Origin of the sequence: Dyadobacter sp. CECT 9275 (assembly GCF_907164905.1) — a bacterium.
Taxonomy (GTDB): Bacteria; Bacteroidota; Bacteroidia; order Cytophagales; family Spirosomataceae; genus Dyadobacter; species Dyadobacter helix.
Genome location: NZ_CAJRAF010000002.1, coordinates 1,600,566 through 1,613,745, shown reverse-complemented (window position 1 = coordinate 1,613,745; position 13,180 = coordinate 1,600,566). Strand labels below are relative to the sequence as shown.

General features: G+C 48.3%; 7 protein-coding genes. All 7 read left to right on the top strand.

Features of this window, described 5'->3' with window-relative positions:
* Window positions 1-252: 252 nt before the first annotated feature.
* The 7 genes from KOE27_RS14655 to KOE27_RS14625 are packed head-to-tail and all read left to right on the top strand — an operon-like array spanning window position 253 to window position 13,174.
* Window positions 253-1,161: a sugar phosphate isomerase/epimerase family protein gene (locus tag KOE27_RS14655; protein ID WP_215239607.1), complete on the top strand. Its 909-nt coding sequence runs from the start codon at window positions 253-255 to the stop codon at window positions 1,159-1,161.
* 11 nt (window positions 1,162-1,172) lie between these two features.
* A complete protein-coding gene (locus KOE27_RS14650; RefSeq protein ID WP_229252773.1) occupies window positions 1,173-2,726 on the top strand; it encodes a glycoside hydrolase family 28 protein in 1,554 nt (517 codons plus the stop codon).
* Window positions 2,727-2,768: 42 nt separating this feature from the next.
* Window positions 2,769-5,630: a hypothetical protein gene (locus KOE27_RS14645; RefSeq protein ID WP_215239606.1), complete on the top strand. Its 2,862-nt coding sequence runs from the start codon at window positions 2,769-2,771 to the stop codon at window positions 5,628-5,630.
* 1 nt (window position 5,631) lies between these two features.
* On the top strand, window positions 5,632-8,235 hold the full coding sequence (locus tag KOE27_RS14640; protein ID WP_215239605.1) for a glycoside hydrolase family 20 zincin-like fold domain-containing protein: 2,604 nt from the start codon (window positions 5,632-5,634) through the stop codon (window positions 8,233-8,235).
* The gene (locus KOE27_RS14635) at window positions 8,222-9,466 is read left to right on the top strand and encodes a D-glucuronyl C5-epimerase family protein (RefSeq protein WP_215239604.1); all 1,245 of its coding nucleotides are present in this window, start codon (window positions 8,222-8,224) and stop codon (window positions 9,464-9,466) included. The genes KOE27_RS14640 and KOE27_RS14635 overlap by 14 nt, the downstream gene beginning before the upstream one ends.
* A gap of 30 nt (window positions 9,467-9,496) precedes the next feature.
* A complete protein-coding gene (locus KOE27_RS14630; RefSeq protein WP_215239603.1) occupies window positions 9,497-12,331 on the top strand; it encodes a TonB-dependent receptor in 2,835 nt (944 codons plus the stop codon).
* Between the two features lie 42 nt (window positions 12,332-12,373).
* Entirely contained in the window at window positions 12,374-13,174 is an 801-nt protein-coding gene (locus KOE27_RS14625) for a glucosamine-6-phosphate deaminase (protein ID WP_215239602.1), read from the top strand.
* The last annotated feature ends 6 nt before the right edge of the window (window positions 13,175-13,180 follow it).

Here is a 13,180-nt window from a genome sequence, read left to right as displayed (position 1 = left end):
TTTTGCAAACATTGCCTTTTAAAAATTACTAAATGAATCATTGCCTTATTTCGGTTGTGAAGGTGTTTTATGCAAATTGTTCTGAAAAAGACAATAAATAATTTGGTTCATATAATTTTTAGTCTAATTTTGTGCACGTGCACGATTGTTCATCACTCCTAATAATTACTCCAGGAAAGCCAGTGGTAAAGTCAGGCACATTTTATTTTGAATAGTTTCGTGCACGTGCACGAAAATTTTTTAGAAAAAAACATGAATAACCCTATTGACATATCCTGTGCATACCTGTATATCATTTCACGGTATGGGTACCCTCCGCCGATTGAGGATACTGTGGGGCATATCCAGGAAATGGCCGAACTCGGGTTTTCTTCCATCGAACTGGAAGGCATAGGAAAAAAGAATATCGAATATCTTTTCAAACATAAGGTGGTTATCAAGGAATCGCTCGAAGCACAGGGTTGTTCGGTGCCCGTCCTGTGTATCGTCCTTCCGCAATTGGGGGCGGAGCTGGATGCGGCAGAAGAGGCCGAATGCCTCGAATTGTTTGAAATGGGCTGCGAGACAGCACGATTTTTCGGAACCGAGGGGGTACTCGACAACGGCCCGCTTTTGCCCCTGCAATACCCGGCCAACATGCCTGTGATGCGGCATTACAGTGGCACCGAGGTTAGCAGTCTCCTTCCCTTACCGGCATCTCAATGGGAAGACTATTGGGGAAAATTGACGGGCAGATACCGTGCTGCCTGTGCGCTGGCTGCCAAATACGGCCTGGATTACCATCTTCATCCCTGTGAAGGCTGCCTGACTCCTTCTACCGATTCATTTTTGCTTTTTGCCGAAGCCGTAGCAGCACCAAACCTGATGTTTAATCTGGATACTTCCAATCAGTTTCTGATGCGGGAAAATCTGCCACTCAGTTTGATCAGGTTAAAGAGCAGAATTAAATATATTCATATTTCGGACAACACCGGTCAAAGGGCCGGACACCTTCCCCCGGGCTCCGGCAATATTAATTGGGAGGTATTCTTTTCTGTATTGCGGGAAGTGGGCTTTAACGGAAAACTTGCCGTTGACGTAGGCGGGGCCGAAACGGAGATCGATGATCTGGAGGCGGCATATAAGGAAACAGCACGGTGGCTCCGGCAGCAGGTTGCTTAGGTTAAGAATTTATGAACGAATCAGAATGGAAATCAATGTGTAGATTTGGTAAAAAATATGATGTATTTGGATTGGCAATACTACTGGCATTTCAATTTCTGGCCAACGGAAACCTGAAAGCACAACAGTATGATATTCGTCATTCCGGTGCAGTAGGGGATGGTATTACGGACAATACCCTGTTCATTCAGAAGGCAATAGACTCCTGTACCATCACAGGCGGAACCGTGTATATTCCCCAGGGAACCTATCTGACGGGCACACTCAACTTAAAAAGCAATGTTACCCTCCATCTGTCCGTCAACGCTGTCCTGCTGGGGCAGCCTGCCGCAAAGTTTTATCCCTATCAGGATTCGGGTCTCCGATTTTATGGAGAAGACTGGGCGAAACAGGCGCTGATTTTTTGTAAAAATCAGAAAAACGTGGCCATAGAGGGTAAGGGTACCATCGATGGACAAGGTGCTGCATTTGTGACCACTACCCTGAAGAAACCAGACCGTTATAAAAACAGGCCTTATCTGCTCTGGTTTGCCGGATGCGAAAACGTTTCGGTAACAGGCGTACAGTTACGGAATTCGGCTTTCTGGATGCAGCATTACCTGGGGTGCAAAAAGGTGCGTATCGACGGTATCAGTATCTGGAACCATTCCAATAAAAATAATGATATGATGGATATTGATGGTTGCCGCTATGTGACAATCTCCAACATTACAGGCGACTCGGATGATGATGGTATCACCATTAAAAGTACCTCCCCGCTTGTGTCAGAACACATCGTGATCTCTAACTGTATCCTGAGCAGTCATTGCAGTGCCATCAAATTCGGTACGGAGTCAGTCGGAGGTTTTCGGAATATTGCAATCTCAAACTGTGTGATCAAACCTTCAGCGCAAACCACTACCATTTATGGTAAGCCGGCTGGTATCAGTGGCTTGGCGATGGAGGTAGTGGATGGCGGTTTGATGGAACACATTACGGTCAGCAATCTGGTGATTGATGGCGCCGAAGTACCACTTTTTCTGAGACTCGGCAACCGGGCGCGGAAGTACATATCCACAGCGGAGGAACCGAAGCCGGGTATCATGCGAAACATCAGTATTTCCGATGTAGTGGCAACGGGAGCGGGGATCACGGGCTGTTCGGTTTCCGGCATCACCAGGGCCGCCGTCGAGAATGTTTCATTACGCAACATCCGCATCGAATTTGCGGGAGGAGGAGTATCCTCAGATATCACACGAAAGATAGAGGAGCTGGAAGACTTGTACCCGGAAGGAACAATGTTTGGCAAGCTTCCCGCGTTTGGATTTTTCATCAGGCACGTGAAAGGGCTTAGTTTGTCGGGCATTAGCTTGTCGGCGCTTACTCCTGAACTCCGGCCCGCCTTTTTCATGGACGATACCAGAGATTTTACAATTACAGACCTGGATACCCGACAGTCTGGGCCGGTAGTGCAGGTGCGTACCAGTGCTGACGGATTCGTTTCAGGAAAAAGCAGTGGTAAGTCAGCCGTAAATTTTCTTCAAAAGGATGCATCGTCGAAGAACATCAAAGTAAGGCTGGATTAGGAAGCAAGATCAAAAGGTATAAATTCATTTAACGTATATAAGTTGTCGTTAGTAAGGGTCATCGGTTTGCTCGCGGGAGTTTTTTTCACTTTCGTCCAGGTACATGGGCGGCAGGCGGGGCAGCTTTTGTTCGATATGGGCGCGGCGGCCTCGAAAGTTGAAAAGGGTTATACGCGCATCACACCGGCAACGGCCTATTCTGAGAAGCAGGGGTATGGCTGGTTATCACCTCCCCGGCAGGCATTTGATACGCTGTACAATCGCATTCCGGATTCACTCTTTCAGGATGGAGTTACCGGCACGGGAAGTTTAATCTTCCGGGCAAATGTTCCGCCGGGAGATTACTTCGTATCACTGACGGTAGGGTATCCCGGCGAGCAGGTGATGGCTATGGAAATCAGGATAAATGGTACCGCTTTGGACCGGATCGAAGTACCCTGGTACCGGCTACCGTACCGTTCTGTTTGCAGGAAAGTATCGATAGGTAAAAAAGGGGCGATCGTAGAAGTAGAGGGAGTTGGCACTGCGCAATTGGCAGGTATTTACAGCCTGGAATTCAGAGCGGTCACAAACTGGCCCGCTAATACCTTTAGCCCTGGTCCGGAAACAGACCCGGCCGAAATGGATGCCGTGTTGGCATCATTAAAAGAAAAACAGGGCAGAGATCCGGATAATGCTGTCTGGGAAAACCGGTTGGCTATGTTGCTAAAACACCGGACGGCAACGGTATGGTATGAACAGGCAGGCTGGTCAGCCGAAGTTAGGAAAAGCCGTATGAACCAGATCCAGCGTATGTATGCGGCTATAGATCTGCTGGATCAGGTAGTGGCTGATCGGACCTCGCCATTGTATTACAAGTCGCTATACCTTTTGGCTAAAATACATTACTGGTTAAACAAGGAGGATAGCGAACTGCTCACCGAGAGTAAAGCGGCCGTGTTTTTCAACGAGCTTTCGGCGGTATTTCCTGACCACATCCGGATCAGGATGTACAAAGGTGATCTGATTGAAGATCCTTTCATTTCGGATGTGGCTATGTCCAACGCGCCTGATTGGGCTAAATTCCAGCACGAAGCCATGGGACGTATGCTGAAGGTAATTCGCTGGTGGGTCAGCGAACGGCAGGCCGCTAATGGGGAATTGGGCGGTAAATATGCCGATGACGTTGAAATGCTGCGCTGGTGGCTGCCCGCTATTCTGGGTGCGGACGATGAAACCGCGCGCAAAGGCTATACCCGTCTGGCCGACGGTATCTGGAACAGCGGGGAGCTGGTGAGAGGTTATGATAAAAAAACAGATGATGTGGAACACGCTGCTGAGCTTTTCAGGGATTCACATGCTGGAATGTTCCTGGTGCGTTATGGTGACCCGGCTTATGTGGAGCGTGTCATGATCAGCATGCAGAATTTTGATAAGGTATGGTCGGGGATTACACATCTGGGGCACCGGCATTTCAGGTCGTACTATTTCTCGGCAACAGAGACATTGCAGGAAGCACCTTACGGCGTGGACGTTCCGCTGAATGCAAGGGCGCTGCTTACCGGACTATGGGCCGCGTGGTATAACCGCAATCCGGTTTTGATCCGACAGTTTTCTGAATGGGCCCATGCATGGGTAACGGATGCGGACCGGACGGAAAATGGTAAACCTGCAGGTATCATTCCGCCTGCCATTTCCTTTCGGGGAGAGAAAATCGGTGGCTATTCGGATAAGTGGTATAACCCGGCGCTCCGATACAGCTATTACCAATGGGATCACCTGGGGCATATCGCAGAGCTGTACAGTTTCCTTAACGGGATGTATGATTTGACGGGAGATCAATCCTTGCTGAGGCCGATCCGTAAGGTGTCGGAATTGATGACCCAGCCACAGGAAGGTATCAAAACGGCTGAGCCGGGTTCCCTGAAATGGGTAACGAATACTTTGCAGGGAGGAGGAGAGGATAAAACAGCCGGTGCAAATCCGTTCGGTAATTTGTTTGCGATGACGGCCAAACTGACCGGCGACAAACGATATGATCAGCTGATCAGGCAATATGCTTCGCCTTATAACCAATATTTGCTGAGTGGAGATCAGCAGAAGTTGCTGGGTGGCTTTGATCAGATACTGCACTCGCTCCGCTACAATTTTCCGCTTATGACAAGTGAGGTGAAATTCACTGACCGCGTGTATGTCCGGGGAAGCGACCTGCTTACAGGAATGTATACGGGCCACTTCGGAAGGGGTTTTGAATACCCGGCATTGGTGGCAACCTGGAAAAACACAGGCAGCAACGTTGCTGTTTTTGTGAGAAAAGGAGATCGTGCCTCAGCCGTAGTTTCGCTGTTCAATGCAGGAGATGCCAAACAGATTGGAATGCATACCTGGATGCTGGAGCCCGGTGTTTACAAGCTGCGCATCGGAACAGACGCAGACGATGATACCGTGGCAGAAAGGCTTATCCGCGAGGAGTTGATTACCATCCGGGAAAGGGTCGGGATGATTCAGATTGAGCTTCCTGCGAGAAGTCAGGTGGTGGTCAGTATAGAGCAGGAAAAACCGCTGGAAAAAAATGAAAACGTTTTGCCAGACCTGGCCCTGGGAGAGGGGGATATCCATGTGCTGGAAAATGACGGCAACCTGGTGGTGGAAGCCCATGTACATAATATTGGAAATGCACCATCCTGCGAGTCGGGGGTATACCTGATTGTAAATGATGTGGTAACTGACAGCCTAAAAATGGTATCTGTTGAGGCCCCCGACGATCTGATACCCCGTATAAAAAAAGTGTATTTCAATTTTAAACCCACACAGGCGGCAAACCGGGTCATGGTTAAAATACGAAGTAAAGACCACGAATTGAATTCCAATAACAATAGTGCGATGATTCATTATGTATATCCTGAGCGGAAAAAAACGAAATAAGATGAGCAGATGGGTGTTGTATATCTTGTCACTTTTTTTGCTGCAGCAGTATGCCGCGCGGGCAACGCATTTGCAAACGAACAAGGTTGCTGGTATGCTGCCGGTACTTCCTTTTCCGCAGGTTGTAAAACAGGGGCAGCACAATATGTTGTATCCCGCGTCTTCTGATTTCCGGGTTAAGGGATTGGATGCTGCGCAAAAACAACGCCTGAAAGCGCACTGGGATACCTTTATGTCACAGTTAAAAAGTGCTTCTCAAAAGAAGAAACAGATTATTGAGCTGGTTTTTCTCAAAGATCTTCCCGCAACCGACACTGCGTTAGTGTCCAGGTCAAGGCTATACCGGGATAGTATCGGGACCGAGGGTTATCTGCTGCAGGCGGTTTCCGGTAAAGTGACCATTGCTGCCCATACTGAAACCGGTCTTTTCTATGGCTTGCAAACCCTGCGCCAGCTGACACGCGCGGGCTGGGCCCAGGAAATTTTTATTGCAGATTGGCCTGCTTTTCCCACCCGTGTGATTTTCGATGACATCAGCAGAGGTCCTATTTCGACGATTGACTATATCAAAAAACAGATCGAAAGAATGGCCGAGCTTAAGATCAACTACCTTTCCTTTTATATTGAACACATTGTACAGCCGTTGTCTCACCCGGATTTTGCTCCCAAAGATGGGAAACTAACTATTGCGCAGATCCGGGAATTGTCGGCCTATGCTGAGAAATTCCATATGAAACTGATCGGCGGCTTTCAGTCGTTCGGGCATTTTGAGAAAATCCTGGCTTTGCCTCAGTACAAATCGATGGGCGAAACAGGTACCCTGATTTCACCGCTTGATCCCAAAGCCAGGCAGTTTCTGGAAGATGTGATCGGTGAACTGGCAGAGGCATTCAATGCTCCCTGGTTCAATGTGAATTGCGACGAAACATTCGATCTCAACAAAGGGAAGTCAAAGGGCTATATTGACAGTATCGGAGCCGACCGGTTTTATGCCGATCACCTCAATTTCCTGTACGGGGTTTTAAAAAAGCACAAAAAGAAAATGATGCTTTGGGGCGATGTTGCAATTGAGTACGAGAAAATACCCGAAATGCTGCCCAGAGACGTGGTATACCTGACCTGGGAATATGGTGATGCCAAAAGTTATGATCGCTGGATCAGGCCGTTTGCAAGCCGGGGGCTGGAATTTATGGTATGTCCGGGCGTGCTGAATTCCTACCGGATGTTTCCCGATATGGTGATGGCGAAAGCCAATATCAAGGGGTTCACGGAAGCAGGAAAGAAACAGGGAGCTACGGGTGCATTTACAACCATTTGGGATGATGGAGGTACCTATCTCTTTTCGGCCGACTGGTATGGCGTATATACAGCCGCAGAAAAAAGCTGGAATCTCTCACCGGAAATCGAGGCAGGTTTTGATACACGGTATAGCCTGACATCCTATGGGGAGGCCGACGATCACTACGTGAGAGCATTATTCAAGCTATTGGAATTGAGAAGCCTGCCGCTTACCTATAATATGAATGACGTGCTCTGGCAGCAGGAATTGTTGCCAGAAAAAGGGCAGCCATTGTGGCTGAACAATACCTCGGTACCCGACGCGAAAAGAATTCTGGCAGAAGCTTCTGCTCTGCTGGCCGCTGCAAAGCCGCAATTGAATACCGCTGATATCGGCACACTTGCACATTCGATTGCCCAATATACCCTGATGATGGATGCTCGGCAGATACTGGCTGCCGCCGCTGCGCGTTACCGCCAGGCTGTGGAATTAAAACCGGAAAGGGCTGCGGATGCCGAAAAGCTGGTGCAGCAGTCGGCAGATGCTGTAAAGAGCCTTAAAGAAAGGTACGTCGTTTTAAAAAATAACTTCAGGAAAAGCTGGCTGCGCGAAAATCAGCCCTATTGGCTTGACGTGGTAATGGCTACCTACGATGTTAAAATCAACGCATTACACGGATTGGAAAGTGCGTTGTTAAAGGCGCAGAAGCCTGTTGCAGGAAAACTGGAACTGCCTGCTCCGGGTGAGATACGTTTCGATATTTCGGAAACACCGCACACTTACTTTACCTACTGGCTTCTGACCGGGCCGTTTCCTGTCGAAAAAGAAGGTACGGTACCGTCTTTCCTTTATTCTGAAAACGAAGAATACAATAAACCGCCGATCCCCGGAGGCATTGCTACCTACGAAGGTAAAAACTACCGTTGGCACAAGTTTGCTTCCAAAAATGGTGGAATGATCAACCTGGATACCTATTTTTTTAAAACAGGTTTTGAAAAAACAGCTCCTACTGTTGGTTATGCCTATTGCACTTTAAATGTGACGGGGAAGGCGGTCAGTGAAGTTTTTGTCACATCAACCGCCGGGACGGAGGTATTTTGTGACGGGAAAAAGGTGGCCACGGTCCCAGGAAATGCAAAACATGCGGCGGAACAACGCATAGCCATATCCCTCGGCAAAGGCAACCACTTGTTTCTTTTAAAAATACCCAGAAACACCCAGGTACCCTGGACCTTTAATATGAGGCTCACCGACGATCTGCAGGTCGTCAACACCAAGCACAAGTATCAGACCAATTCTAAAAATAAAATCTATGAAGTGGAATAACCCCAATCATTTTGTTGTGTGTATGTTTTTCTTGCTTTGGGCAACGGTTGCCAGGGGGCAGGCGAAAAAGGAAGATTACGTATTAGCCATTAACCAGATCGCCCAATACGTTTCGGGCCCTATGATGGATGAAAAAGGAAGGTCAAGATGTGATTACAACCTGACCGAAGGGAAATGGTATGAGTACGAGGTCCCCTGGCACACAGGACAGACTGTGAACGCCCTTCTGGCCGCCTACAAGCAAACCGGCAACAAAAAATATCTGACGGCGGCGATCAAAGGCGGTGATTACTGGGCAGGGCTGGAAATCAAAAACCATCCGGTGCTCAAAGGGATGGTAGACGCACGCCATGGTGATTCCATTGGCGAGGATTTCATCGTTTTTGCAACCGTTTCCGACGGTACGCCCGGTATTTACGAACTTTCACGGGTGACTAAAAATGAAAAGTATGCCAAAGTGGCGACGTCAGCTGCTTACTGGATGATGAAAAATATGTATGACGCGGAAAAGGGCATTTGTTATGACAATATTGATGCCAAAACCGGAGAAGTACTCAAGGAAAGCAGTCCTTTCTGGAAAAATAAGGCCCAGCAGACCTTGTTTGATGTTTCCCGACCCAATACCGAAGGCTGGCTGTTTAAAGATGCTTTCGAATTTTCAGGAGATACCAAATTCAAAGACGCCTTTATCAACCTATGCAACAGCCTGATTGAAAAGCAGGGGCCAGAGGGTGTTTGGATGAGCTTTATGCCTAATTCCGCAGAAGCACGCTCCTTCCACCCACGGTTTTCGTTGTGGTACGCCGAGTCGCTGATCGAAGCTTTCAAGCTCACCGGCGATAAGAAATATCTGGATGCCGCTTCACGTACCGCAGAGGTTTTTGCAAAAGCACAGCAGAATGACGGGACGATATTTTACGATAATTATCTCAATGGCCGGCAACCCGATAAAGGGTCCATCACCGGTTCTGCCTCAGCACTTGCCGGGATTGTGTGGATACAGCTTTCCCAGAATGGTTATAAGCAGTTCGATGGAAACATTGAAAAGTCGGCAGCGTGGATACTGAAAAACCGGTATGCCCAGGATCATCCCGATCCAAACCTTCGCGGAGCGGTGCTCGAAACGCGCATCCGATTCAGAAAAGGCAAGGCATGGCTTACCAACCGCGATACCGGAAGCATTTTTGCCCTTCGCTTCCTGGTGGATTACCTAGGTTACAAATTCAAATAAATCCTTAAACTAAATAGCTTTCAATTCTTTATGAAAAAATTACGCATGAACTACTTTACTCTCACGGGTATGCTGGCGGCTTTTCTGCTATTTTTTGGCCCCGGTGCCATAGCCCAGCAAACACACGGCAACGTCAAGGGACAGGTGACGGGCGTTAACGGGGAAATTCTTCCGGGTGCTTCTGTTTTTATCAAAGGAACCAACATTGGCAGTGCTACGGACATTGCCGGGAATTATTCCTTATTGAACGTACCGGCAGGTACACATACGATAACGGTGAACTATATGGGGTTCCAGCCGGATGAGCAAACCGTGGAAGTGACGGCCGGAAAAACCGTTTTCATGAACGCAAACCTGAAAGCTGCCGACCTTAATCTGGGAGAGGTGACCGTCACCGCTTTGATGGAAGGACAGCGGAAGGCGTTAAACCAGCAACGTAATTCGGACAACATCAAGCAGGTTATTTCTGCGGACGTGATGGGCCGTTACCCTGATCTGAACGTGGCCGAATCGCTGCAGCGTTTACCCGGGGTTACCATAGGCAGAAACAGCAGCGGTGAGGGCGCCACAGTGCAAATGCGCGGTACACCCGGTAACTTTACCAACATCAACGTCAATGGCGAGCAGATCATGGGAACGCAGGAAGATGGTTCCCGGAACGCACAGTTGGATGTGATCCCCATTAATGTGCTCTCGTCCATGGAAATCGTTAAAACGCTGACGCCAGATCTGGATGGAGACGCGATTGCCGGTGTGGTGAACATGAAAACACCTACTGCCGCTACATTGAAATCAAGATTTGCGGTTGATTTGGGTGCTGGTTATAACAACCTGCGGAGCAACCTGAACGGAATTGGAAATGCTTCATGGGGTAAAAGGTTTTTCGCCAGTGAGAAAAGCCCTAACGGGAAACTGGGGGTAATTGCGACAGGAAGTTATTTCCGTACCAAAAATGGTTATGACGAGATCCGCGCTCAGGTTTGGGAACAAAACGACTATGGGAAAGGTAATATTTATTTCCCGACAGACGTTCGGCTGCTGTATGTGGAGAACCAGCGGACACGTATCGGTACTTCAGCAACGGTCGATTACAATTTCAGCCCGACTACCAGTATCATTGCCAATTTCATGTACAGCACGCATAACAATGACCTTACCCGCTACCGCAAGCGTACCCGCATGCAGACCTCGCGCAATGTCCTGAACGAAGACGGAGAGTATACCAATTCCAGAGGACGTGGTTATAACGAGATCAAAGCTGCAACGGAGGATAACAGCAATCTGAATTTTAATATTCAGGGTGAGACCGTAGTGGGTAAAGTAAAACTGGATGCCGGGGTTTTCATGAATAAATCAAAATTTGTAAATAGGTCGGGGATCTATAACTACATCACCGGGAATATCCCGCTGGCTATTTCGGATATCAGTACCGACTACCTTTCGCCTTACGGTACAGACTGGAAAAACAACGCTTCCCTCTATACTTATAACACTGTGGAGCGCGACTGGTGGAATACCCAGGGTACCAATTTCACGGCGCGTTTGAACGCCAGTGTACCCTATCAGATCGGGGACAATGCAGCCTCTTTTAAAGTAGGGGTAAAGGTGAAACGCATGCACAACGAACGCTCCCGTCCGAACGAGACCGTTGTAACTACTTACGCAGGTCCAGCCGCCGCAGGAAACCTGACCAATTTTTCGGGCTCACCCGAGGTATCTGCTGATCTGCTGGACGGAAATACCAATTTCGGATTGGGCGTAGACAAAGATAAGACCATCAACTTCCTGAACGAAAACCTGGGTACTGCACTGTTTCCAATCAATGTAGGTGCCACCAGAAACAGTATTGATTCGTACTATTACGATGCAATGGAAACGGTTTCGTCCGCTTACCTGATGAACCGGATCCAGTTCAACAAGCTGATGTTCCTGGCTGGTGTAAGATTGGAGAGGACCGGTGTAGATTACAAGGGTAATATCATCCAGACCGACGCGGATGGGAACTGGGCTTCTACCACTCCCAACCAGCAAAGCAACGATTACCTGAAAGTGCTTCCGAATATTCAGTTTAAGTATGACATCGACAAGTCTTCGCTGGTACGTGCTGCATTGACTTACGGATACTCCCGCCCCAATTTTGTGGATCTGGTACCAGGGCGGCTGATCAGTATCCTGAGCGAAACCATTACGGATGGTAATCCTCAGCTGAAACCTGCATTTTCGACTAACTTTGATTTGATGTATGAGAAATACCTTGACAACCTGGGGATCATTTCAGGAGGGTTCTTTTACAAGAAGATCAACAAGTTCCAGTATAACAGTGTATTTGCACTGGCGGGAGATGAATTTGACGGAGCTGAGCGGTACACCGGATGGAGATGGTTCAGGACACTCAATGGTGAAAGTGCCAATGTGCTCGGGATGGAACTGAACGTGCAGGCGAACCTGACCTTCCTGCCAGGGATATTGAAGGGGATTTCGGTAATGGCCAATTATACCTACACTCACTCCAATGCCGATGCGCAGTTCCGCAAAAACCTCAGGCTGCCGGGCCAGGCTGAACATGCCGCCAACGGGTCGCTGGCTTTCACACACAAGAAGTTCACCATCCAGGGTAACCTCAACTACAATGGGTCCTATACCGTGCTGCTCGGCGACCAGGATGCAACCGACGTGATCCGCCACGCAAGGGTTCAGGTAGATGCCAACGCTACCTACCGGATTACTGACAAGCTGTCTTTCTACGTGGAAGCTCAGAATTTAACAAAAGCACCGCAGACCGACTATTTTGGGGAACGCGACAGAATGTATCAGAAACAATTCTATTCCTTCTGGGGCCGTGCCGGGGTGAAGTTCAGGTTCTGATAACGACTTACTCAATATCAATTAAATTTAAATACCTCTTAAATGTCTATTATTAAAAAAGGAACGGCGGGTCAGCTGGAAATCAGGATCTTTGAAAACAGAGAACAGCTGGGGGAGGATGCTGCGAGAACGGTTGCAGAAAAGATCAATGAGCTGCATCAGGAACAGGAAATAGTGAATATCATTTTTGCAGCTGCTGCTTCACAAAACGAATTTCTTGCTAAACTGATCACACTGGATATAGATTGGACCAGGGTCAACGCTTTTCACATGGATGAGTATATTGGCCTGCCCGCGGGGGCTCCTCAGCATTTCAGTTATTTCCTGGGCGGGCAGATTTTCAACAGGGTACCCTTTGCAAACGTGTTTTGTCTGAATGGTACCGTGGAAAATACCGAAGAGGAATGTGAACGATATTCGGCACTGCTCCTGCAGTATCCGACGGACATTACTTGTATGGGAATTGGAGAAAACACCCATTTGGCATTCAATGACCCTTTCATGGCTGATTTTAACGATCCCAAGCTGGTTAAAGTAGTGGAACTGCACGACGCGAGCAGGCAACAGCAGGTAAACGAAGGCTGTTTTGATGTTTTGGAAGAGGTACCCAAAATCGCTTACACGCTCACGGTACCTGCACTGTTGAAAGCGAAGGCCATTTACAGCATGGTGCCTGGCCCATCCAAATCACAGGCGGTGTACCATACGCTGGTCGATGAGATTTCGGTAAAATATCCGTCTACTATTTTGCGTACCTTGCCCAATGCCTGTTTATTTCTGGACGTAGCCAGCGCGGAAATGGTCTTTCAGGAATCGGAATTACAGACCGTTGTTTTTGAATAACGGTCT

Coding starts and splice junctions, on each gene's coding strand:
- KOE27_RS14655 (WP_215239607.1), top strand. CDS start 253: ATGAATAACCCTATTGACATATCCTGTGCATACCTGTATATCATTTCA.
- KOE27_RS14650 (WP_229252773.1), top strand. CDS start 1,173: ATGAACGAATCAGAATGGAAATCAATGTGTAGATTTGGTAAAAAATAT.
- KOE27_RS14640 (WP_215239605.1), top strand. CDS start 5,632: ATGAGCAGATGGGTGTTGTATATCTTGTCACTTTTTTTGCTGCAGCAG.
- KOE27_RS14635 (WP_215239604.1), top strand. CDS start 8,222: ATGAAGTGGAATAACCCCAATCATTTTGTTGTGTGTATGTTTTTCTTG.
- KOE27_RS14630 (WP_215239603.1), top strand. CDS start 9,497: ATGAAAAAATTACGCATGAACTACTTTACTCTCACGGGTATGCTGGCG.
- KOE27_RS14625 (WP_215239602.1), top strand. CDS start 12,374: ATGTCTATTATTAAAAAAGGAACGGCGGGTCAGCTGGAAATCAGGATC.